The organism is Mesorhizobium sp. M8A.F.Ca.ET.181.01.1.1 (genome assembly GCF_004792025.1).
Lineage (GTDB): Bacteria > Pseudomonadota > Alphaproteobacteria > Rhizobiales > Rhizobiaceae > Mesorhizobium.
Window position 1 is genome coordinate 95,979 of the sequence record NZ_SRTV01000005.1, and the last position, 23,474, is coordinate 119,452.

Annotated in this window: 20 protein-coding genes and 1 pseudogene; 11 read left to right on the top strand and 10 right to left on the bottom strand. The window is 57.8% G+C overall.

What is annotated here, in order from left to right; translation table 11 throughout:
* The first annotated feature begins 84 nt into the window (after nucleotides 1-84).
* The 5 genes from EN824_RS18980 (at nucleotide 85) to EN824_RS19000 (ending at nucleotide 6,846) form a co-directional block, all read left to right on the top strand.
* Entirely contained in the window at nucleotides 85-1,518 is a 1,434-nt protein-coding gene (locus EN824_RS18980) for an NAD-dependent succinate-semialdehyde dehydrogenase (protein WP_126097356.1), read from the top strand.
* 27 nt (nucleotides 1,519-1,545) lie between these two features.
* Entirely contained in the window at nucleotides 1,546-3,069 is a 1,524-nt protein-coding gene (locus EN824_RS18985; RefSeq protein WP_135863273.1) for a fumarate hydratase, read from the top strand.
* Between the two features lie 489 nt (nucleotides 3,070-3,558).
* On the top strand, nucleotides 3,559-4,056 hold the full coding sequence (locus EN824_RS18990; RefSeq protein WP_095488146.1) for an Lrp/AsnC family transcriptional regulator: 498 nt from the start codon (nucleotides 3,559-3,561) through the stop codon (nucleotides 4,054-4,056).
* Between the two features lie 1,413 nt (nucleotides 4,057-5,469).
* Nucleotides 5,470-6,330 (top strand): DUF4231 domain-containing protein, encoded by an 861-nt coding sequence (locus EN824_RS18995; RefSeq protein ID WP_095488148.1) that lies wholly within the window; start codon nucleotides 5,470-5,472, stop codon nucleotides 6,328-6,330.
* A gap of 9 nt (nucleotides 6,331-6,339) precedes the next feature.
* Nucleotides 6,340-6,846 (top strand): TIR domain-containing protein, encoded by a 507-nt coding sequence (locus EN824_RS19000; protein ID WP_126097358.1) that lies wholly within the window; start codon nucleotides 6,340-6,342, stop codon nucleotides 6,844-6,846.
* A 513-nt stretch (nucleotides 6,847-7,359) separates the two neighbouring features.
* Here the strand turns inward: EN824_RS19000 and EN824_RS19005 are convergent.
* A pseudogene (locus EN824_RS19005) lies at nucleotides 7,360-7,794 on the bottom strand (transposase); the annotation flags it as partial.
* 352 nt (nucleotides 7,795-8,146) lie between these two features.
* Here EN824_RS19005 and EN824_RS19010 point away from each other — a divergent pair.
* The gene (locus EN824_RS19010; protein WP_063169303.1) at nucleotides 8,147-9,553 is read left to right on the top strand and encodes an aminotransferase; all 1,407 of its coding nucleotides are present in this window, start codon (nucleotides 8,147-8,149) and stop codon (nucleotides 9,551-9,553) included.
* A gap of 935 nt (nucleotides 9,554-10,488) precedes the next feature.
* Nucleotides 10,489-11,226, top strand: coding sequence for a LuxR family transcriptional regulator (locus tag EN824_RS19015; RefSeq protein ID WP_126102498.1), 738 nt, complete (start codon nucleotides 10,489-10,491; stop codon nucleotides 11,224-11,226).
* A gap of 530 nt (nucleotides 11,227-11,756) precedes the next feature.
* Here the strand turns inward: EN824_RS19015 and EN824_RS19020 are convergent.
* Complete coding sequence (locus EN824_RS19020) at nucleotides 11,757-12,038, bottom strand: DUF2285 domain-containing protein (RefSeq protein WP_126097359.1); 282 nt, start codon at nucleotides 12,036-12,038, stop codon at nucleotides 11,757-11,759.
* A gap of 116 nt (nucleotides 12,039-12,154) precedes the next feature.
* On the opposite strand from EN824_RS19020, the gene EN824_RS19025 reads away from it, so the two are divergent.
* Complete coding sequence (locus tag EN824_RS19025) at nucleotides 12,155-12,388, top strand: helix-turn-helix transcriptional regulator (protein WP_126097360.1); 234 nt, start codon at nucleotides 12,155-12,157, stop codon at nucleotides 12,386-12,388.
* A 479-nt stretch (nucleotides 12,389-12,867) separates the two neighbouring features.
* On the opposite strand, the gene EN824_RS19030 is transcribed toward EN824_RS19025, so the two are convergent.
* The gene (locus tag EN824_RS19030) at nucleotides 12,868-13,134 is read right to left on the bottom strand and encodes a DUF2285 domain-containing protein (protein WP_126097361.1); all 267 of its coding nucleotides are present in this window, start codon (nucleotides 13,132-13,134) and stop codon (nucleotides 12,868-12,870) included.
* Between the two features lie 109 nt (nucleotides 13,135-13,243).
* Here EN824_RS19030 and EN824_RS19035 point away from each other — a divergent pair, with 109 nt between their 5' ends.
* A complete protein-coding gene (locus EN824_RS19035) occupies nucleotides 13,244-13,462 on the top strand; it encodes a helix-turn-helix transcriptional regulator (protein WP_029354714.1) in 219 nt (72 codons plus the stop codon).
* 739 nt (nucleotides 13,463-14,201) lie between these two features.
* Here EN824_RS19035 and EN824_RS19040 read toward each other — a convergent pair.
* From EN824_RS19040 to EN824_RS19070, 7 genes are all read right to left on the bottom strand, one after another.
* Entirely contained in the window at nucleotides 14,202-14,900 is a 699-nt protein-coding gene (locus EN824_RS19040; RefSeq protein ID WP_126097362.1) for an OmpW family protein, read from the bottom strand.
* A gap of 38 nt (nucleotides 14,901-14,938) precedes the next feature.
* Entirely contained in the window at nucleotides 14,939-17,101 is a 2,163-nt protein-coding gene (locus EN824_RS19045) for a prolyl oligopeptidase family serine peptidase (protein ID WP_126097363.1), read from the bottom strand.
* A gap of 213 nt (nucleotides 17,102-17,314) precedes the next feature.
* A complete protein-coding gene (locus EN824_RS19050; protein ID WP_126097364.1) occupies nucleotides 17,315-18,229 on the bottom strand; it encodes a hypothetical protein in 915 nt (304 codons plus the stop codon).
* A gap of 365 nt (nucleotides 18,230-18,594) precedes the next feature.
* Nucleotides 18,595-19,269, bottom strand: coding sequence for a hypothetical protein (locus EN824_RS19055; protein WP_127275150.1), 675 nt, complete (start codon nucleotides 19,267-19,269; stop codon nucleotides 18,595-18,597).
* 108 nt (nucleotides 19,270-19,377) lie between these two features.
* Nucleotides 19,378-19,800 carry a hypothetical protein gene (locus EN824_RS19060; RefSeq protein WP_126097366.1) on the bottom strand — a complete coding sequence of 141 codons (423 nt, stop codon included), beginning with the start codon at nucleotides 19,798-19,800 and terminating at the stop codon, nucleotides 19,378-19,380.
* A 334-nt stretch (nucleotides 19,801-20,134) separates the two neighbouring features.
* Nucleotides 20,135-20,452 carry a hypothetical protein gene (locus EN824_RS19065; protein ID WP_126097367.1) on the bottom strand — a complete coding sequence of 106 codons (318 nt, stop codon included), beginning with the start codon at nucleotides 20,450-20,452 and terminating at the stop codon, nucleotides 20,135-20,137.
* Between the two features lie 29 nt (nucleotides 20,453-20,481).
* A complete protein-coding gene (locus EN824_RS19070) occupies nucleotides 20,482-21,591 on the bottom strand; it encodes an XRE family transcriptional regulator (protein WP_126097368.1) in 1,110 nt (369 codons plus the stop codon).
* A 140-nt stretch (nucleotides 21,592-21,731) separates the two neighbouring features.
* Between EN824_RS19070 and EN824_RS19075 the strand changes: the two genes are divergently transcribed.
* Together EN824_RS19075 and EN824_RS36045 are read left to right on the top strand one after the other, a co-directional pair.
* On the top strand, nucleotides 21,732-22,406 hold the full coding sequence (locus tag EN824_RS19075; RefSeq protein ID WP_126097369.1) for a hypothetical protein: 675 nt from the start codon (nucleotides 21,732-21,734) through the stop codon (nucleotides 22,404-22,406).
* Between the two features lie 453 nt (nucleotides 22,407-22,859).
* On the top strand, nucleotides 22,860-23,177 hold the full coding sequence (locus EN824_RS36045; protein WP_245458613.1) for a hypothetical protein: 318 nt from the start codon (nucleotides 22,860-22,862) through the stop codon (nucleotides 23,175-23,177).
* Nucleotides 23,178-23,474 lie beyond the last annotated feature (297 nt).

The following is a 23,474-nucleotide window of genomic DNA, read 5'->3' on the forward strand; positions in this document are numbered from 1 at the left end:
CGATGAAACTGGCTCAAGCGAGTTCAGCAGTTTCGATATCGAAACTGCGCTCGTATGCAAGAATTCAGTCAAGTGGAGCCCGCGATGTCCGACGCCAAGAGTTACGAGCTCTTCATTAATGGCAAATGGCGAGCCGGTGGTAGCCGAGCCACTTTGCCGGTGATCAACCCGGCGACGGAGAAGGTATTTGCCTCAGTGGCCTCGGCTACGGTTTCAGACTTGGATGAAGCTCTTGCTTCGGCAGAACGCAGCCGCAAGGCGTGGTCCTCACGACCCGCCAAAGAGCGTGGCGAGATACTCGTCTCTGCCGCCAGCATTCTGGCAGAGAAAGCTGGCGCCGCAGCCAGGGACCTGTCGTCCGAACAGGGAAAGACGATTGCCGAAGCAACAGGAGAGTACGCGCGCGCAGTCGAAACGCTGGAATGGAATGGCCGGCATGCCGATGAGTTGTCGACCCCGATTCCGTTGGGTCCGAACAGGATGATCGTCCCGGAGGCCCTCGGTGTCGTCGCTGCCTTTACGCCGTGGAACTATCCAGCCGTTCTCATCGCCCGCAAGCTCGCCCCCGCGCTGGCGGCAGGCTGCCCGGTGATCCTCAAAGGGGCCGAAGAGACGCCAAGCGTGGCTGTCCATATCGTGGAATCTTTGCGTCAAGCAGGGATACCGGAAGGCGTGGTCAACCTGGTGTTCGGTGTTCCTGTGCATATATCACGGCATCTGCTCAGTTCGCCAATTGTCAAAGTCTTGACGTTCACGGGGTCGACCGCTGTTGGGAAACAGCTGGCCACACTGGCCGCGAATAATCTGCAGCGCTGCATCCTTGAGCTCGGTGGACATTCCCCGGTTATTGTGTGCGAAGATGCCGACCTGGCAACGGCGATACCGGCTATTTCGGAATACAAATTCGAGTGCGCGGGCCAGAGTTGTAATGCGCCCAGCAGGATTCTTGTCGCCCGATCCCGCTATGAGGAATTCCTGTTCCGGATGACGGAGGCGGTCCGAAAAATCAGGATCGGTCCACCGGATGACCCTGCAACGCAGATGGGTCCCATGGCAAACGCGCGGCGAATCGAGGCCATGCAACGCCTGACCAAAGATGCGGTAGAGGGCGGCGCCCAAATCGAGACCGGTGGCACCCCCCTTGACCGACCGGGGTTTTACTGGCCGCCAACCATCCTGACTGGCGTACCGAAGGAAGCGAGAGTACTTCATGAAGAGCCGTTCGGACCAATTCTCAGCGTGGCTCCTTTCGATACGATCGAAGAGGCGATCGATGAAGCCAACGCCACGGAGTACGGTCTGGCCGCCTACTTGTTTACTGGCGCGGCCGATACGCAACAGAGGCTTGTGGGCGGTCTTTCTGCGGGCGCTGTTAGTGTGAATTACCTGAAAGGGGTTTCCGCTGATGCCCCTTATGGAGGAGTCAAGCAAAGCGGCTATGGATATGAAGGCGGCGAGCAGGGGGTGCGAAGCTTCCAGATTCTGAAAATGGTCAATGGCCTCGGTTCATTTGGATAAAATCCGGTGGGAAACAGAACACGGACCATGGCCGGTAGCGACATCACAAGGAGCGTCGCCGACGCCCTTCAGTACATCTCGTACTATCATCCTCCAGATTATATCCGGTCTCTTTCTCACGCATACACGCGAGAACAGAGCCCGTCGGCGAAGAATGCCATAGGTCAGATTCTGCTGAACTCCCGCATGGCGGCCTTTGGGCGGCGCCCGATTTGTCAGGACACCGGACTTGTGGTTGTCTTCGCAAAGGTCGGCATGGATGCCCGCATTAAGTCAACGGCCAGTTTCGCTGATCTTGTGAATGAGGGCGTACGTCAAGCCTATCTCGATCCGGACAATCCCCTTCGGGCATCGATCGTTGCGGATCCCCTCGCTAGACGGGTCAACACCCGAGACAACACGCCGGCAGTTGTCCATGTCGACCTGGTGCAAGGTAACCAGATTGAGATCACCATCGCCGCGAAAGGCGGCGGGTCGGAGAACAAGGCACGTTTTACCACCCTCAATCCCACCGCCTCCGTTTCCGACTGGGTGGTCAATACCGTTTCGACCCTTGGCAGCGGGTGGTGTCCACCTGGACTGATCTCTGTCGGCATCGGTGGTAGCGCTGAAAAGGCGATGCTGCTGGCCAAGGAGGCCATGAACGAGCCCATCGATATGGCGGAACTGATCGCAAGGGGGGCGTCAAGCGCAGAGGAGGGGCTGCGGATTGAGCTTTATGAGCGGATCAACGCGCTTGGTATCGGCGCCCAAGGCCTTGGTGGTCTGACGACAGTCGTTGACGTCAAGGTTGCGACCTATCCTACTCATGCAGCGTCCAAGCCCGTGGCGCTCATCCCGCAATGCGCCGCCAACCGGCACCTGAAGTTTACTTTGGACGGGTCTGGACCCATCAGCCTCCAGCCGCCCGATTTGCGCGAATGGCCCGACATCGAAGCCGACGAATTGAACCCAGCCGGCGTCCGGCGGGTCAATTTAGATACGCTGACGAAGGAAGAGACGGCATCGTGGCGCTGCGGTGAAACGCTCCTGCTGTCTGGAAAGATGCTGACGGGCCGTGACGCTGCCCACAAACGAATGGTCGAACTGATCGATGCCGGCAAGCCGCTTCCAGTCGATCTGCGGGGACGCGTGATCTACTACGTCGGTCCCGTCCGGGCAGCGAGAAATGAGATCGTTGGACCCGCCGGTCCAACAACCTCCAGCCGCTTGGACGATTTTACGGACAAGGTGCTCGCCGAAACCGGCCTTTTCGCGATGGTGGGCAAAGCGGAGAGGGGACCGGCGGCCATCGCCTCGATTGTAAGACACAAAACGCCATACCTTGCTGCAGTGGGTGGCGCTGCGTACCTGATCTCAAAATCGATTAAGGCGGCGCGGATCGTTGCCTTTGAAGACCTGGGCATGGAAGCCATCTATGAATTCGATGTGCAGGACATGCCTGTTATCATGGCCGTCGATGTTGAGGGAAACTCCATTCACAATTCCGGGCCTCTTGAGTGGCGTAAGCGTATGGCGGCCGACAGCATCGCACGCAACATCGGCGTTTGAGTCTTTCCGTTGGGCGATTTCGGCCAGACTCCAGCGTCAAATTGCCGTGAGACGAGCGGCATTTGCGGTGCCTTGCGCCTCGGCGAGCCGGACGAGCAAGGCCTTCAATTCACCCCAATAGCTGAATGTGCCACTGAATACTGCATTGAGTATGCCGTCCACGCGATCGAGGCTCGAATGCCGTCGCACGTCTATCAAGTACGGCAGCGGAGATTCAAGAAAATGGGGTATCTATTTATTAGGAGGTCTTCGCCGCCGCCGACTAATCTCTCCAGCGGCATCATTGCCCCGTTAGGCGTCGGGGCGATAGCCAAAGTACTTCTGCAGCTTTTCTCAGCGGATCGCTCTCCCTCAGCTGATTGTCGTACCCCATTCTGGCACATCTCGGACCGAGAACGGATGCGTTCCACTACTACATTCGGTCATTCAAGATGGATAGAATTGATCGGCGCACAAGGCGCTGTCATCGCTGCTTGAGAGCAACAGGTTATGAAGTCGAAACCCGACCCCGTGCAACTCGACAGTTGGGACGTCCGGATTCTCTCCGAGATTCAGGCAGACGGTCGGATTTCAAAAAGTGAGCTTGCAAAACGAGTTCATCTTTCGGCGTCGGCCTGTTCGGAGCGGCTCCGAGCACTCAAGGCCGCAGGGATTATTGAGGGATTCTATGCGCGACTGAGTCCTGCCCTCATTGGCGGCATGATCTTTGTGATGGTAGAAGTCGTGCTGGATCGCCATCGTCTTGAGGACCAACGACACTTCGAAACTGCAATCCAAGAGATCCCGGAAATCCTGGACTGCTGGGCAATTGGGGGGCGCGTCGATTATCTGATGCGGGTCGCATCTCCTTCTATGGCCGCCTATCAGGATTTCATGGAGGGACTGCTGCAGGCAGGCTTGGGCATTGATCAATACTATAGCCTTGTCGTCACGAAACCAGTGAAGTCCAATTCACCGATACCTTTGTCCGCACTGAGGCAACGGTGAAACCGAAAGTTTAAGTTTCAACGGCGTTTGGCGCGGATCCCGTAGATTCGTCGGCAAAAGGCGCCCATTCCGACGAAACTCAAGGGACATTTGCGGTATACTAATTGCTGGAAAAAGGTGGCCGAGCGCTATCCGCCAGTTGATGGCGAGGAAGGACGATGCGCTTGAGCAATCTGGAACCGATCATTCCAGGAGACGGATCGAAGCAGCCATCGGACGCACTTGCCCAGCACGGTTACGGCGAGAAGTCAAACCGGATCGTGCCTGGTTGAGGAGGCGTCCATATCTAAGATGCGAAGTGCCGAAAAATGCCTCTACCGCTACTTCAAGGGGGGAACTTTCGCCCTGGATTGGCGATCAGTGGCGATTGAGCTTAGTCGCGGTCAGCGCATCCGTGTAGGGGGCGAAATCTACAGCGAGGGTTTGGCAAGCCGACGGATAGCGGGAGTGCAAGCTGGCCCGCTCGGCCTTGACGACCAACCGGGCCCTCGACGCCTGCGGACATTCGGAGATCGCTCCATCGCGTTTTTACGTCCTAAGTTCGTTGCTGATCGAGATTAGGAGATCGTCTGTCCTGTTTGACATTGCTGGTCTCCGCAGCCTTCTAAGTGAGGAGCATGGCTGTGCCGGGGGCGCGTAGGTGGGTGACAAGGCCGGTCACTCCTGCCAGCCGACGTGGTCTTTGAGAAGGTGGAGGTTGCGCTACCCGGCTGGAGAGCATGGTGCCAGTTTTCACAAGACAAGGGTCGCTTAATCGAATGGGCGTCAAGTTCATAGATTGCGAACAGATCATGGGGGGATTTGAATAGTGCTACTGACCGAGGCAGAGCTGAAAAGAGTTGCGAATGCCAGTCGAGGACATAGAGCCGCATCGATCGTTCTAAAGGAAGAGACGGCCGCAGCTACAGCCAGATCGTCATTCGACGTTTTTCTGTCACATTCTTTCAAGGACGCAGAGATCATTCTCGGTGTGAAGCGAATTTTCGAGGAGCTTGGGTTCACTGCTTACGTAGATTGGGTCGAAGATTCACAACTGGACCGCACAAAGGTCTCCTCGGCCACCGCCGAGTTGCTGCGAACCCGTATGAGGCAGTCAAAGACGCTTATCTATGTGCATTCAAACAATTCTCCAGGATCCAGATGGATGCCTTGGGAGCTTGGCTTTTTCGATGGGTTTCGGACCGCGGTAGCGGTTCTGCCCGTGGCAAAAAATTCTTCGGAAACATTCTCCGGGCAAGAATTTTTGGGCCTATACCCTTACATTGATGGGACAGGACCTGCATTCCTGTTTATGAACAGAGGGACCGCGCCTCGCTCAAGAATAGGCTCTGTAAGCTCGACTGCTAACCTCACGTTTGCCAAATCCTGGCTTAAAGAATTTACCGCCACAAAATAGACTGGTGTGCTTCAAAAATGAAATATCCTGGACTCTATAATAGCGCCGACGTGGCATCCAACGAGCAGCAGGCGACGTTTCTGCGCCTGATCCGGGCAGAGTACGTTCTTCTTTTTTTAGCGTCGGTGCTCTCTTTGGACTTGTCGTCATCAAAAGCCTATTTCGGTGTCTATGCTGCGGTATTTCTTTGCTCAATGGGAGTCCTCATTTTCCGGTCGGTCACAAAGCCCGAGCAGGTCTGGTATCAGGCTCGAGCTCTGGCAGAGTCGGTGAAGACATTGACTTGGCGCTTCGCGATGCGAGCACAGCCGTTCGATGACGCGCGCGCGGCTGACGCCAGAGCTGATTTTCGAAAGCTCATGGAAGATATCCTTGATAGCAATCGTCACCTTGGTAGCGCGTTGAGCGGCACCGATTCAGCATCGCCCCAAACAACGGACGAGATGATGTCGATAAGGGACTCCCCGCGAAAAGAACGAAAAGACCTATATCTGCAGAGACGAATCTGCGACCAACGGAAGTGGTACGAGAAGAAGGCGCGCTCGAACAAGAGGTCCGCGAAAGTCTGGATGGGCCTTGGTATTTTTGCATACGCTCTGGGATTCTCGTTCATCGTAGTACGCATCGCTGACCCCGCGATGCCAGGCTGGCCGACCGAGCCGCTAATTGTCATCGCCGCCTCCCTTATCGGGTGGACCCAGATCAAGAAATTTAACGAATTGGCATCGGCTTACACGTTGACAGCTCACGAGATCGGCTTGACTGCCGACCTTATTACGGACGCCAACTCGGATGAGGCATTCTCCGCCGCGGTGAACGAAGCCGAACTGGCTTTCTCACGGGAGCACACCCAGTGGGTTGCTCGTCAAAACAACTAAGAGACAACAATGGCATACAGCGATCCGACCTATGTAATATTTGACGGCGATGAAGACGCTTGGGCATACCGCTTTATGAAAGGGTGGAACGCCAGCGAGAATGTGAGTTTTGAATTCGCGAACGCTCACGATCTGGACAATATGACGGGCCGAGCACAGGACGAAGATTATGTTAAACGCAATCTTCGCAACAGAATGAATGGATCGAGCCAGGTACTTGTCCTGATCGGTGAGAAGACGAAAAACCTTTTTCGCTTCGTGCGCTGGGAAATGGAATTGGCTCTTGATCTAGGTCTGCCGATAATCGCAGCAAACCTTAACGGCTCGCGGCAACAAGATGTGAGCTGTCCGCCTATCATCAGGGACAAATGTGTTGTGCACGTGCCGTTCAAGATGAAGGCCATCAAGCACGCGCTAGCCAATTGGCCGAGCGAATTTCATCGGCTTTCAAACGCTCAGCGTGGCGATGGCGCCAGGAGCTATGGCGAAAGCACCTATCGCGATCTCGGCTTATAATCGCCCACCTAAAAGCACTTAGCCGCCAAAACATCCTCGCCATCCGCTGGCGGCGACTAGCCTTAGCAACGACCGCCAGCCTGTTCCGAGCTTGCCGAGCGATGATAAGAAGACGTCCGATTTGCTGAGTTTGGCAGAAAGCTGCAGGTCATGTGCAACCTATTTGAGGAGCCCCGCTCGAAGCGTCGGATCGTCAGGCACGATCACGTCGCGCGAGGGCGCTGGTTTCGCGAGGAAAAGGAGCGGCTGTTCGACGTTGAGGCTTGATCCAGCGTTTCGAGACTGCACGAGCGGCGAGCATTGATGGAGGCAGCTTTTCAGGCCGCGCAATTCTGTCGGCTGCCCCCTCCTGCGAGCCGCAGCTCGGCTCGCCCTGCGCTGCAACCACGAATCTGCGATCGCAAGAAAGGCAACACGCTGACCGATAGAACTTGGCGGCGCTGGTCGGCTGCGAATCAAGATGTCGATGGCAAGGAGCTCTCGCCGCGCGTCTTTGCCGGGCCGAACCTTCTGGCTCTCGTCCAGCCGCTTGTTGATGGCCGAGATCGACGAGGCCGAGAACTCATGGCCGCACAGCTCTTCGGTGATCGCCTTGACCTTCCGGGTCGACACGCCCTGCACATACATCTCCGCAAGCGTCGCCACCAAGGCCCGCTCGGAACGCTGGTAACGCTCGAAAAGTTCGGTCGAGAAGCGGCCCGCCCGGTCCTGCGGAACCCGCAGCTCAAGCTTGCCGACCCGGGTGACAAGCGTGCGGCCATAGTAACCCGAGCGATAGCCGAGACGCTCCGGCGTGCGCTCGCTCTTCGAAGCACCCAGCGCCTCGTCCATCTCGGCCTCGAGCACCTCCTGCATCACCGCGCGGATCACCTCGTGCAATCCATCCGGATTCGAAAGCAGAATGTCTTTGACGGCAGCGCTGGCGGTCTTACTTTCTGTCTTGGTCATGGTGGCGTTCCTTCCAGGGAATCGGTGACGTTGAACATCACCAGCCTGCCATGACCGCCCTCTCTCAGCGAATTTGCAGAACCCTCAGCACACTACCCAATATCGCCCGCTAATCGGGCACTATGGTGGGCGCATGCGCGTCGTAAGCTGTTCGTGTTTGCAGGACGCGCCCCCGACCCTCGGCTAAGGCGAAGGTGACGCCTTAGTTTTCACGGCAATTCGGGCCGATCCCGCGAATTCCACGGCCAATAACCTGCATTCCCGAGAAACTCGAGGGACGTTTCCGGTATGCTATTTGCTAAACAGGTGGCTGGCCGAGTGCCCTCCGCCAATTTATCGCGAGGAGAGGGACATGCGCTTGAGCAATCTGGGAACCGAGCAACTCCGGGAGAAGGATAGAAGCTTCGTCTTCCATCCTTCTACGCATTTGGCCAAGCACAGCCGAGGCGAAACGCCAAATAGGATTATGGCCGGTGCGGAAGGCGTCTATATCTGGGACACCGAAGGCCGAAGGAGCCTCGACGGTTTCGGAGGACTCTACTGCGTCAACATGGGATATGGATGCACGGAGATCGCCGAGGCCATTGCCAGGCAAGCACACGAATTGCCGTTCGCGCACGTCTATGCCAGCCAAGGTACGGAGCCGGTCGCCCTGTTGGCAGAGGCCGTGGTCGAGTATTTCGGTCAGAACATGCGAAGGGTCTATTTCGGCCTCTCCGGTTCCGATGCCAACGAAACCAACATCAAGCTGGTCTGGTACTATAATAACATTCTTGGCCGGCCCGAAAAGAAAAAGATCATCTCGCGAAATCGCGGCTATCACGGGTCTGGATTGGTCACGGGTAGCCTAACTGGCCTTCCCTTCTTTCACAATTTCTTCGACCTGCCTCTGGATTTGGTGCGCCATACAACCACGCCGCACTATTACCGCCAGGCGCGTGTCGAGGAGAGCGAGGAAGCGTTCTCCCGGCGCTGTGCCGATGAGCTTGAAGCCTTGATCCTGGCCGAAGGACCGGAAACGGTTGCAGCTTTTATCGGAGAGCCGGTACTTGGGACAGGAGGTATTGTGCCGCCCCCCAAAGGGTACTGGACGTCCATTCAAGCGGTGCTCGACAAATACGATATCCTTCTAATCGCGGATGAAGTGGTCTGTGGCTTCGCGCGAACCGGCGAGAAGTTCGGTTCCCACCTGTATAACATGCGTCCGGATTTCGTGACCATCGCAAAGGGTTTGAGTTCCGCCTACCTCCCCATCTCCGGGTCAATCATTGGCGACCGTGTCTGGTCGGTTTTGGAACAAGGAACTGAGAAGCACGGCGCACTCGGCCACGGCTGGACATATTCGGGGCACACGCTTTGTGCCGCAGCCGCGCTCGCCAATATTCGACTGCTTAAAGAAAAAAATATTCTGGAGCATGTCCGCGATGTTGGACCGTATTGGCAAGACCGGATGAAGGCCGAGCTGGCGGGACATCCCATCGTTGGTGAAGTTCGCGGAGTGGGTATCCTGTCGGCCGTAGAGATGATGCGGGACCCAAAACAAAGGATACCATTCGAACCCGACCTTCAGGTCGGGGTGCGCACTGCAGCTGCTCTGTTTGAGAATGGTGTCATCGGACGGGCCATGCCGCATGGCGACATCCTCGGTTATGCCCCCCCCCTGATCATTACCCGAAAAGAGATCGACATCATTGTCGACGCGACGGTAAAGTCGGTCGATACCACCTATCGCGCGCTGAAGGCCGAGGGTGCCGTATGATTTTGCGATCGCGAAGGAGCAAGTCCGGAGGCAGGCATGTCCCTGCGCGCTACTGCGCCGAGCAGACCCAAAACTGTTGAATTCCAGATATCTGATCTTGAGCATGCTCCGGGCTATTTCAGTCACGATTTGTAACCGAATCAGATCTGCCGCCGCTGTCCTGTTGCCCAACGACCAGGACCTCTGTGCGGCGCGCCCTGCGGGTGTACCTCCCCGCCGGCAGGGCGCCCTTTTTGACCCACGTAATCAGTATCATTATGGCCCGTGCGGAATCGAGGGTCTGGTAAAGGTCATCTGCACGTTCCGATGCAGATTGAGCTTAGACGTGCCCTTTACATCATTGCAGCGGGCCACGGTCGCCGGTTCCAAAGTGCGGCAATGCCGATGATTATCTTCCTTCACATCACAAAGAGCAGAATAATCATTGCGGTGAATTTTATCACGTCAGGTATATAAAAGGACGATACTCACACGCCACCCCGTTCACAAGGAAAGGCATTTTAATATTGTTGAGACGATTTGCCTATCAAAGAAAAGAAAGCATCGCAACACTTCTTTGCGGATCACGGCGCCCCGGGTGGGGGATGAGCGGCTATCCGAATTGTTATGCTAATGCCGACCCAAATTCCTGCAAAAGCTGGGGTCAATGATGGCTTTTGGTCAGCGCAGGATGATTTCTCCTGGTTTGGTCGGTGCAGGGGCGGTCATGATTTAATGCATGGAGATTCTCTGATTGAGCTGTTGAGATCATGAGGCGTCTGCCAGACGCCCATCGGGTGAGCCCAGCATGATTGGGATGACCGACGAAGATCGAAAGTGTGGCAGCATTCTGGAGCCCGGTCAGCCCAGCGACGCCCGCGGATTCAATCACGTTTGTCGGGACATACACGACGCAGCCGGAAGGCGTGCAGAAAGAGGAAGAATCGAGCGCGACGATGACGAGGGACATGCCACTTGTTTTCGAGACATTCCTAGAAAGACTGTCACAGAGTGTCGATGAGGCAGATTTCCGGGATGCCATGGCTGAGGCGGCCGGACGACTTGACCTAATCTTCTTTGCCTACCTCTCCTTGCCAGCACGGCCTTCCGGCAAACCGAGGCTAATTTCAAACTATCCACCCCGCTGGACCAGACAGTATCTGGAAAATCAGTATGAGAAACTCGATCCTGTGGTCTTGCGTGCTCGAAATGGCGGCTGCCCGTTTCACTGGGGATCGAATTTCGGAGGCGATAAAATGTCGCCGGCTCAACAGCAGCTATTCGATGAGGCGGCTCAATTCAGCATCTGCTGCGGTTTGACGATCCCAATTGTCGATCTCCGCGGCCGCATCGCTGCGGTTACTTTTGCCGCCGATGAGCCTCGTCCAGTATTTCTTCGGGTCGCTGAGCGGTACGAACAAGCTCTTCAACTGATGGCGGCCTGCTTTCATCGTTGCGTTCGCCGCAAATTGCCGAGCGATCGAACAGTGGATGGGATTTCGCTGACATCCCGCGAATATGAGTGCCTGAGGTGGGCAGCGCGGGGTAATTCAGCCTGGGTGACCGGCCGCATCTTGGGTATCAAGCCACGCACGATCGCTTTTCATTTGGACAATGCCAAGAAGAAGCTAGGCGTGCGAACCCAAAATCAGGCTATAGCCCTTTTGGGGTCCGAAGGGTCCTCAATTCTCTGAGAAGCTTTCTGATCCCCTTGTGCTCGGGCCATTCGATCGCACGCCTTGTATCGAGCGTTGACTGGATGCCAAGATCTTCTGTTCCGCCGGCTCGGGCGATGCAGCCGTATTCTTCCAGTCCGCGCCGGTGCTCATAGTCTATGGGTGCTCGAGCGGGTGTTTCGTCGCTGACGAGCTAGTCGTGCGGTTATATAGTTTCCGAGGATGGCCCGCTTGCATACCTGCCTGCCGGTAATCTCTAAACCCTTAACTTAGGGCGATGGCTGTCGGTTATGCGGCTTGAAAGCGAAGAGGTGGACCCTTCGTCGAGCGCCGGCACGATATGGAGTGCTGCTCCGGGCTAATACCCATCCAGACAGAGCGGAACCTTCTATCACGTCAGACGCTCGGTTGCCAAACCCGATTTCCTGGGAACTTAATTGTGCTCGCCACTGGGGCCATTTTGCCGGGGCTGTAGTGCAGGTCCCGATCAGCCTGACCGTGGCTGCCACAGGAACTGCCTGCTTCTATGACCGAGCACTGCGAATTTGTCAGCTGGCGAACAATTCCTTGTAGCCGCTCGTCACCATCCAGTTCGCACGGTCGAGATGACTACGAAGCGCCTTCCTGGCGCGCTCCGGTTCAAGTGCCGGATCAATGCCGAGGATCAGTTGGGCCATTTCCTCTTCGGGCGCCTCATCGGCTGAGGCGTCCAGGAGCCTCATATAGATGGTAAAGTGCGCCCTGTCGTAGGAGGTAAGACGGTCAGACCAAGGGACTTCGTCGAGCAGTGTTGAGCTTTGAGTCCTATCTGTTCCCGGTGATCGATTCATGTCTGCCGCGAACCTCGCATGTTGATCGCTGGATGCAAGGCAGAATATCCCAAAATGGGATAATCCGAAACGGGGATTAGTCGCTGAGCCGGTCTCTACCTGACCGGTTCACCTAAATGCCCAAATCTCTTCGATCTCCCCGCCACCAGCGGTTTCTGGCCCAGTTGATCTCACTGCGCAATGTCAAAGGGCTGACGCAGGCGCAGGTGGCTGAGAAGCTTGGTCGTCCGCAATCTTTCGTGGCGAAATATGAGGGTGGCGAGCGGCGTCTCGATATCATTGAGTTTCTCGACGTAACTGCGGCCCTCGATGCTGATCCGTGTGAGATTCTGTTGAGCCTGCGCACGTAGTGGGCGCCCGCGCCCTCACCGCGCGTGCCGTGTGCCGGTGGATTGATCCCCGCTTTTCTTGGCTCTGGCGTCTCGACCATTCCGCTGCGCCTCCTAGCGCGTCGTTAGACTCTCGCAATTCTCTCTGTTTGTGCCTTTCCCAGCAGGTGGCGCCGTATCCTTCTAGGCCCGCCGCGGCGTCCCGCAACCCTTAGCCAGCTGTGAGCTTTCAGTAGGTCGTCCATCCGGTCCTCCGGATGCGGTGCGGCTCAGACGGCGCGCCCCTTCCTGTCATGACTCGCCGCCGCACCGCTTCCTGGGAAGCAGCCATTGGCGAGCGGAGGACAAAACGATGAGACCAGCGAAGCGCAGGGCCATCCGCGCCGACTGGAAGTCCTCGCGATCATCTTGGAGCGGCATTCGCGCTGTGGTGATGCGTCGATGCATGGTGGTTGCGCTACTTCGTTGCTTGAAGCGAAGCGACCGCACCGCCCATTTCGTCAATTGGCGAACAAATCCTTGTAGCCGCTCGTCACCACCCAGTTTGCACGGTCGAGATGACTGCGAAGAACGTTCCGTGCGCGCTCCGGTTCGCGTGCCGGATCAATGCCGAGGATCACATGGGCCATTTCCTCTTCAGTGGCGTTGTCGGCTGAGGCGTCCAGGAGCCTCATATAGGTTGTAAAGTGGTCCTTGTCGTAGGGCGTGATGCGGTCCGACCAGGGGACCTCGTCGGCGAACGGCGTGTTCGATCTGGGCTGCAACATCGCTAATTCTATCTCCGGCCGATGGACCCGCGAAGCCCTGTGCCTGCTAAATGTGGATTACATATTATAGTTGATAAACTCAAGCCGCCTGATCCGCTGGCTTGCGTGCATGGATATGCGCAAGTTGGTCGGACGGAATGTGCAGAGGATCAGGCAAAGGAAGCGCCTGACGCAGGAGCAGCTTGCGGAGATTTCCGGGTTCAGTCAGCAGTACATCAGCGGCTTGGAGAAAGGCCGAAGAAATCCGACAATTATCACGATCTATGAACTGGCATTGGCCCTCGGCGTCAGCCACATGGATCTGGTTCGGCCCGACAAACAGGCCTGATGCCCCCGCCCTCCAAGTAGCTGGCGGCCTGATGGCGCGCGCCGGGTGCTTGTGAGCCCACGCTTTTCTTAGGTCCCCCGGCAGCCCCTGCCATTTAGCTCGCCCTCGCGCGGGCGCACCCTATTGGACAGTCGGCCGCTGCGTTTTTGTCAGCTTTTCCTGGGACGTGGGGTGGTCGGCATTCCCTTTTAGGCCCGCCGCGGCCTGCCGCAACCTTCGCTCTCGCTTCAGGTCCTTCTCTTGGTTACGGTCCTTCGGATGCGGTCTGCCTCTTTCAGCGGGCCTAATCGCTTTCTGTCGCCCGCCCCACGGGGACAGGCACGCGAGACTAGTATGGAGCGTTGCGGTTAGCGCGCGAACAGCAAAGGAACCGAAAAAACAGGCAACTGTCGCAGCATGGCTGAACCAGCCATCGTGTCGGCATCTAGGAGTCGCGTGTTCGCCTTGCGCTGACACGAAGCTCAGACATAACGTCCGGGAGACGATGCTGGCAAATAGTCTGGCTGAAGCATTCCACCCACAATACCAAAGCCCGTCCCGATCCAAAGCGCTTCTAAGCCCTCCATCTCAGGCGCGAGGCCTGCTGGCCAGTGCACCTTCTTGGTCCGCCGGAAGAGAGCCCCGCCCTCTCGACAATCGGCTTCATGAGGTCTCGCCCTGCAGTGTCGACCGTAAAAAAGGGCGCGCGAGGCGCCCTTCATTTAAACCGGCAGTCGGGAAGCAGACTTCACTCTGATATTCAAAAGCGGTAGGTGACACCTGCGCCTATCAGCCAGGGATCGAGCTCCGCCTTCCCCGTCAGCTTCGCGCCGGCCACCGTGACGTCGAAGTCCGGCTTCAGGAAAAGCTTCTTCACGTCGAAGTTGAGGCCCCAGTGCTGGTCCACCATGTAGTCGAATCCGACCTGCAGCGCCGTGCCGAACGTGTTCTTCACCTTGAGAGCATCAGCGCTGCCAGTGTCCTGGTTGTAGAAGATCGTGTAGTTCACGCCTGCGCCGACATAAGGTTTGAACGCGCCGAGATCGGTAAAATGGTACTGCAACGTGAGCGTCGGCGGCAGCAGCCAAACTTTGCCGATGTTGCCCAACCCTCCGATCGTCCCTTGGCCCGCGATGTTGGCATAGGTGGTACCGAGTATGAGTTCGGCGGCGATGTTGTCGGTGAAGAAATACGAGATATCGAGTTCCGGCGTCACCGTGTCCGAATACGAAAGACCGGAGCCGGGAAGCGTATCAACGTAGCCCAGATCTTTCGTAACGACGCCCAACGCCCGCAGGCGGATCTGCCAAGGGATTGGCGCTTCGGTGACCGAGGCTCCCGTCTCCGCCAGGACGGTCTCTGCTTGCGCAGGCTCCGCGGCGACGGCCTGCTGTCCCACCATGATCAGGGCCACCGCCGCTGCTGTTGCCCGCGCTACGCCCATTCGCGTTCTCGCCATGAGATTCACTCCTTGATGTTCAGAAAGGATGCACTGCACTATTTCGTCTCCTGCTCGAATGAATTGTTGATGGACCTCAAATGCCCCACTTGCGTTGCAACGCGTTCCGCCGTCTCCGGAAGGTGATCGTTGAAGCCGATTGCGCTGCGGAGAAAATTGGTGCCTAGACTGATGAATGCGGCTTGCTCCCGATTGTCCTCGCCGCAGCCGTGCCCGCCTGCGCTGGCCTCGTAGAAGTAAGCGGGATAGCCAAGAGCCTGCAGTTTTGCGGCCATCTTGCGCGCATGGCCCGGATGGACGCGGTCGTCGCGTTTCGTGGTGGCGATCAGGATAGGCGGATAGGGCTGTCCCGGCGCTGCGGCGTGATAGGCGGAGATTTCCTTCAGGAAAGCCCAATCGTGAACCTTGTCCGGATCGCCATATTCGTCGATCCAGCTCGCGCCCGCCAAGAGCTTGGTGTAGCGACGCATGTCGATAAGCGGTGCTGTGCAGAACAGAGCCCCGAAATGCTCAGGATAGCGGGTCAGCATGTTTGCGATCAGCAGGCCGCCATTTGAGCCACCCTCGGCGGCAATCCGCCTCGGCAGGGTGATGCCCCTTCGCACGAGGTCGGCGGCAACGGCGGCGAAATCGTCATGGGCGAGACGCTTGCCCTCCCTGCGCCCGGCTTCGTGCCAGCGGGTGCCGAACTCGCCGCCGCCGCGGATGTTCGCCTCGACACACGTGCCGCCGCGCTCGAGCCACAGCTTGCCCAGCGGGGAGTTGTAGTAGGGCAGGAGTGATACGCCGAACCCGCCATAAGCGGAAAGGTGAATCGGAGCATCTCCGTTCCCGTTCGCCGGACCAACCTGCGTATAGGGGATCAGCTCATGATCGATAGAGACTGCCTCGTGGCGCGTGACCACCAGTCCGGATGCATCGAAATTCTCCGGGCTGCGCTTCAGGATTGCTGAAGCGCTGAGAGACGGCGCGGCATTGAGATCGAATAGCAAGAGCTGCGGCGGCGTGATCGGATCCTGAGCACAGACCAGGACCTCTCCATTGGCCTCGTGAACTGCCGCATCGAATGACCAGACGTGGACAGTCCCTTCGGCGGGCAGAGTGTCCAGGACTCGGCGCGTCCATTCCTGGTGGCCGGGAGTGAACATCTCGAAACGCGGTACGAGATTGATGAGGTAAGAGATAATGAGCTTCCCGTCATTCCAGAAGAATGACTGCAGGGAGCGCCTTTCCCCTGGTTGAAACAGGGTCTCAAATCGGCGTCCGCCGGCGAGGAAAGAGCAAAGCGAGATGACGATCAGCGCGTCGGCGGGATGGGTGGTGCCTCCCACCGTCCACGGCTTGCGCGGCCTTACCGCCAGCCAGTCGCCGAAGACCCGCCACGACGCGTCACGAGGAAGATCGATCTGCCTCCTCGGCCCGCTCCTGTCGCCGATCCAGCTGATTTCCTCGAAGAAGGCCGGCTTCTCGATGAACCAAAGGCGCTCGCTGCGGCCGGTGCGGTCCGAATGACCAGACACCTTGAGGCTCTCGAACCCGGCCTCGAAGATTACCGGTGTGGTGAGGGGATCCGCGTCACGCTTCCACAGTCGCACGGTGCGCGCATAGCCGGAGCGGGTGGCCATGCCATTACCAAGCGCACTGGAAAGCAGAAGCGTGTCAGGGTCCAGCCAACTAACGTAGCCTTTGGCCTCGGGGAGATTGAAACCGTCGGCGACAAAGCTCAGAGAGATCAGGTCGAATTCGCGATGCACGACCGCGTCGCTGCCGCCGCGCGACAGGCGCAGAACGGCTCTTTCCCGTCTCTCCGGCTCGATGGACGCGCCGTCCCAGATCCAATCCTCTCCGTCGCTAGCCGCGAGAGCATCCAGATCGAGCAGTAGCTCCCATTGGGGATCCGCCTTCATGTAGGCGGCAAGGGTGGTCCGGCGCCACAGTCCGCGTGGATTTCCGGCATCTCGCCAGTAATTGTGGAGGTACTGACCATGGCGCGCGATCAGGGGAAGGTTGTCGCGATTGTCGAAAATGGCTGTCAGAGCCGCGCGGTCGCGCTCGAACTGCGTTCCACCGAAGTGCTTTAGGGTCTTTGCCGACTGGCCGGCGGCCCAGGCAAGTGCCCGCTCGCCCTCTACATTTTCAAGCCAGAGATAGGGATCGTCGTCGGGAGCATCCAGCGTTGGACGGACATCAAATGCGTTCATGTCCGAACGACCTGAGGAATGAAAGTGGAATGGCTTCCGTTTGATCGGGAACGCTCAGTGTTGGTAGCGGCGCCCACATGTTCGAAAAGCGTGATCATTGATGAGTTCTTCCAGTCGGTGCGGCATCGCAGTGCTTTTGCGCATAGGACCGCAACCGACGTGCCAACTGGGAAAATCGTTTCGGAACAATGCGATCGCTCTGGAAGCGTTGTGTCACATGTCCGACATCGTCGAGAATCCGACAACGAGTGCTCCTCCTAATCCCGGGTCAACTCCGGCGCCAGTCGGTGACACCGTGCAGAATTCGAGCAGACGAGCGCCCCCAAGCTCGCGAAGCGCATTGAAATACGTGAGCACTGTCAGATACGGATCGGCGGCATCTTCCCCTTCTTGCGTCGGGCTGGAAGTCAATGCCTGCGCGCCTGCCAGCAGGGTCTGCATGCTCCGAAGAAAGAGGAGTTTAAGCCCGCGACCCTGACTCGCCACACCGACGTAGAGGCGGGCTGGCTCTCGTGCCGATGGCACAGTGCTGGCGAAGAAGCTGTCGGTACGGTGGATGCCGGGTGGCGGAAATACGGCCGTCTCCGAACGATCGAACAAGGCTGCGATCTGTTTCTCCGCCCTTCGGACGGTCGCGGTCGAGGCGACGATTTTTGGACGAATGAGTCCATGAAGACCCGGCCGCGACGACAGCAGGTCGATCGCTGTTTCGTAGAGTGCGGCCGCCGTTCCAAGCGGGCCAGAGATCAGGTGCAGTTCGTCCTGGATGACAAGATCCGGCGGATCGAGCCGATGCCCGTTTCCGAAGGGGCGACCTTCGCCTGGCTCAGACGCGCCGAAGAACCCCTTGTCCGGATCATGCCGATCTACGTGTCCAAAGAATGCGCCGCTCTTGCCAATCCATGGAAGGGAGGCAAATTTGTCCACCGTGGCGATGAGAAATGCGGGAAGACGGCGGTAAATTGGCTCGTCCACCACGAGCACCGGCAGGTGTCGATCCCGCGTGAAGTCGCATTCGGCGTTCTCGCATTTGAGCACTAGATTCTGCGGAGCTGTCCTGTTGGGCGTGAAGTGGAAGCTCTCTGGCTTGAAGGGCTCACCACACCAGGGACATGCCTTCAGTGGCACCGGGGTTTCGTCTTAGGTCTGCTCTGGTACCGCTTCAGCCAGGTCGTCGCGGCGTCCTTGCCGGAAGAATTTCGCGGCTGGATTGTTCGGTGAGGCTGCGCCGCCCACCCAGAGTCCAATCTCGATCGGCCATTCGCCAAGCGTCTTCCGGCCATTGTCATCATGGGTCCGCAGGAGTTCGAGCGCGCAGACGAGACCAGCGGCGTGAGCAGGCGTAACGTGTAGCGCATGATGACGCTGATGCCCGCACCCAGCACGCCAGATCCGCGGAGCCGCCTCGGCACAATCGCATAGGCGGCAAGTCCAAGATATGCTTCCGTCTTGCCGCCGCCGGTCGGAAAAAAAGCAGGTCGACGATCTCGCGCTCACCACTGTTTCGGTCGGTCACGCCAACGAGATTGAGGAGGACGAAGGCTAGCTGGAACGGCCGCCATGTTGGCGGGTCTACATCGCCCGGCAGCTTCTTCTGCCTCGCGCCGGCGGTTGGCCATCGCCATCGCCGTATTCATCAGGCCGAATGCTTCACGCGCCATCGTATCACGCTTAAGGAGATCTATCCCATCGCGAATCCTGCTGCCGGCGGTGTCAACATTTTCCAGAAGCGCCTGGCCCGTCTTTAGCCGTCTCGGCGCAAGCCCTGTCATCAGTCCTTCCTGACTCCGCCGCCACTCGGCGTAAAGTTCAGGCAGTGAATCCAAGGCTGCACTGACCGCTTCGGCTCCGGAAACGGCAGCCCGAGCGAGAGCCTCCATGCCGAACTCGACGCCATCGCTCCTTGCCGGGACGACACGTTCCACCTCCTGCTGCGGAAGGAAATCGGTCCAAACACGCGTCACGGGGAGCGGATCGTTCGTCGCGTCAAGCCGTTCTTGCCAGCCTGCAGATGTGTTGCGACCAACGGCATATTCGCGGACATCGCGATAATGGAGATCGCCCAGCCTAAGGTCGAAATCATCGGACTGGTAGGTGGACAGGTCGCTGCGCGGATAAAATCCATCCGCACATTCGAGCTCGATCCGGGTCTGGAACGCGTAGGCCACGTCCTTGTACGGAGCCTTTGTGCTCCGTCGACGGTTTACCAAGAAGACGGTGATGACGCGCAGACGCTCTTCAGCCCCCTCCGGAGTCTTTTGACGGAGCACACGGTGTCAACGGCGACTTCGATGCCGCCGCCCGGCCTCTGAGTCAGCGCTTTCCGGCAGCAGGATTCCGGACTGGTTCCGAGTGACGTCGAGGACGATCGCGGCTTCGCCGGGAACCCGAACCCAACGGAGGTTCTCGGGCTTTTCTGGCTTTGGCTTGCCCTTTCCCGACAGTTCGGGAATGAGGAGCGCATCGGGCAATGGGGGCTCCGTCTTATAGTTCCCCCATGTTGCGCGCAGCGTGACTTGACTCACCGTTTGCGGAAGAACCACCGTCAACCCTATCGACGACGGAAGAAACCTGTCCCGCGGTGGTTGGTCAGTCGAATCCTTCTCCTCGACCTCCCCCTCGACAGCGGAGTCCAGCATCTCACTGGCGAGAAGGTCGTCGGCGGTTTCTTCGATGGTTTCCTCGCCGTCAGGTATCACAGGCGCAACACCGTCGTAGGCGGGAACGATAAAGCCCCCGGCGTCCCAGCGATTGCTTCTCGGTCAAACTTCGCGTGCGAGATTCTGATCAAGGTCAGGATTCGGGCCGACTAGGTCGCGGCGGAGGATGTCGATCAGCTTGTTTCGTACCTCGAGCGAATTCGTCATGGTGTCGGTCTCTCAAGGTAAAGCTGCGCAGCGTCTGGTCGAGCCATTTTTGGGTATAGGCATCTTTAACAGGACCTTCGGACGATGGCCGATATCGGCGAGGAGCCGCTCCAACGAGACCAGTCTGTCGCGCAAGCCGAGGCGCAGCCCAACGCGAAGACTCGCCTTATCCGGACCGCAAAGGAGCCAAGCGTCGCTGCGCGTGATGGTGTGTCCAGAGCATCTGCTCTCCGGCGTCCAGAAAGCGCATATGGTCGTCACGCAATAGCGCGCTCGCGCGTTCAATGTCGCTGACCGGATGTACGGCTTTAAGTGTCTCTCTCAGAACATTAGCTTCGATCTGCTGTTCGGGCCGCCGCCTCTGGAGCCCTGTCTGGGTTTCGATCTCACACATCTCGACCGTCTCCACCGGGTACCCGCTCGTCAGCGCCTTCCATGCCGACACACGCCAGCACTCGATGATGACGTTGGTATCGACCAGCAACGAACTTCGGTGCCGCGGCATTCACCCGCCTACAACTCGTATGGCGCTTCCACGCTGTGAACTGCAAAGAGGTCCGCAAGATCGTCGATCGAGATGCCGAGCAGGTGCAATACGCGCCTCATCGCCACACGACCCTCATTGACAGCCTTGCCGATCACCTCGACGAACGTCGGGGAGAACAGCGGAAGCAGCGGCTCTTCGGCGGGCTTGCTACGGCCGTTGTTGCGAAGGCGATCTTCGGCGATACCCCTGCCAATATCCTTGTCGATCCAGTCAAGGCCGACCAGCCGCCAGCGCAATGCGGAAGCCGTGACCCTCAATTCATCTGCGACCGCGTTCAGCCGTACGATGAGTTCGTCGCCTGCCAATTCGGACCAATCGCCAACCTTGCCAAGCACAGTTGAAGGCATGAGGAGAGCCGAGGCGAAATTGTCGGCGAGTTGCTCGACCCGGCTACGTTTCTTGGGCACGACATCTTCGACATGATCCGGCGGCATCGCGTCCCAGGTGAGGATGTGGAAAAGCTCGTGAGCGAGGTCGAAATGGCGGCGACCCGCAACCTCGCGGCGATTGATCAACACGACATCCAGTTCCGGCAGGCGGCAGGCGGCGCCCGACACGCCTTCGATCGGATCAACCATCAGGACCAGCATTCCGAGATCCCGCTCCATGACCTCGGCGAGGCGAGCGGCAGGCACGTTTCCTAGCTTATATTCGCCGGCGAACCGGTCGCCCGCAGCCGATGCATCCTCGTAGCTGGATTCTTTTGAAAGACCGAGCGAGCACCTCAGCAGCGGAGCTTCCCTGCCCACTTGTGGCGCGAGCGTACGGAATGCCGCGATCACGCGGCCCGCGTCTTCTTCGTAACCCAGTAGGGCACGACCGATGACGCCGTTCTGACGCCAGGAGAACTTACCTTCGCCGACGAGCAGAAACGGATCGGTGAAAAAGTCCAGCGGAACGCGAAAGATTTCGACGGCGCGAACGAGTTCCTCGGCCGAAAGTCGCCGCTCGCCCGTCTCGATGGCGGAAATGGTCTGGCGGTCCTTGAAGCCGAACAGACGCGCGGCCTCCTCCTGCGAGAGGTTGCGCTGTCTGCGCAGCGCTTTCAAACGGATGCTGATGGTGGGAGTCGACATGTCGCACCTCCGCAATCGCTATAATCTTGCGAATTTTGAAATGCAAGGATATGTCGCGATTTGGACCAGCAAAGCCCCCGTGAGGATCGTGGCTGGCCGTTGATCGGAAACGAATCGGAGGCACCTTCAGGTAACGCACGATGAATTTCACCATTTCCCTTTCTGATGCAGCTCGTCACACTATTACGCTTGCCACACTGGAAGCCTATGTTCTCGGAGATGGTCGTCCGCGCCGAACAAAGCTGGAAACGCTGGGGTATCTTTGGGGCTTCAGTCGCGAGGACTCGAAAGGAACGACCCATTTCCATGTCGATCTTATGAGTCTCAGCATTTCAGCCGAGCGATCACGGAACAGCGTGAAGCCCAACAATCAGGCTGTCCGCCTGAAGAGCGAACTGATGGATCGATGGGCACCACACTTGACGCTCATCGGTGATTTCCACAGTCATCCCTATGAAAATCTTGCCGAGGTACGGGACAGTAGTGGATTCGAGTTTTCGGATGCTGACGAAGCAGCATTTCTAGACGACGACTTCCTGTGGGAGCGGGCTAACAGCCAGCCAATCATGCTGGCAATGACAATCTGCAAGCTGGCGCGGGTCCATGAAAAGCATGCCGCTGAGACCATACGCTCGAACATTGCGCATTTCGACGTGGGTGAATTTCGGTTCTGGTTGAATGCCGCTGTTGGATTCCTAGACGCCTCCGGGTCCAGACGCTGCACTGGGAATCGGCCTTCAAACGTGGAACTCAGAATTGATTCTCGCTTCTACAATTTCTCGAGAGACAGGCTCGTCGTTGCTACCGTGCATTGATTTCCTCGCCTTCTCCTATGGGACCTTAAGTTTCGTGCGGAAAAAACGATTATCAAGAACTCGCCGACGTAAGTCCGGAAATTGGCACGCTACAGGGAGGCCTTACGGTTGGAATGATAATGACACTAGAGCTCATCTTATGACTTGCGAGTCGGTTTCCGATGTAACTACGCGAAATATCAATTCGTCACAGCTATGTCCCTGTGGTTCATGACGGCGGTTTCGGGGGACTATTCTTTTGCAGAACGCTTCTTCGACGCGACACCGCCGAGTGGAAAAATCTCTGAGCGTGTTTCCGCTCCAGAAGAGACGTTGGTTGGAGCCGACGCAAGCATTCTAGACTTCATCCGAGACGCCGACCAAAGGCCGTGTCGGCTAGTTGTTTCCTGACGCCAGACCGAAGGTCTCGTCAGCATTTCAGACATGCAGAAATTGCCAGTGCGAGCAGCGTCCATGGCGGATGCGATAAGGAGACGCTTCGAAACGCCGGGCCGCTGGCTGGAGAAGCTTAGCGCCGAAAGAAGAAAGAAGATTTCTCAAGTGATCGCCGATGCGAAGAGTGATGATGGATTTGTGGACGAGATCCTATTCACTCAGTTCTGCGACAAATCTGATGTTGTTCGAAAAGGAATAGAGCTCCCCCGGAGCGCGACATCGGCCGCCGACGTGTTCCGGCGAGCTGAGAAACTTAGAAATGCTGTTGCGCATGGAAATGACTGTGCCTGGCTCCTTCCGCCGCGAAAAATATCGCAGTGTTGGTCACAGATATGATGATTTTCAAAAGGGAGATTGATGGATAGAAGGCTTGCTCTGCACAGTTGCCTTTTTGGTGCGTTGGGAGACTGTCGACAGCGCGGCCCTTGCGTGTTGGATAAAGCCGCAAACCGGTTGCAAGAAATTCCGTTCGGATCGACGAAAATGACGGTGGCCGCCATCCCATGCACCTGCATCATGCCATTCAAGGCCGAGGCTCTGGTCGAGGTCACCTCATTGAGGATGACGGCGGCCTGAATTGCCTGGATCAAGCAGCCAACCGTGGTACGCGACACCTCATTTATTGAATTGAGG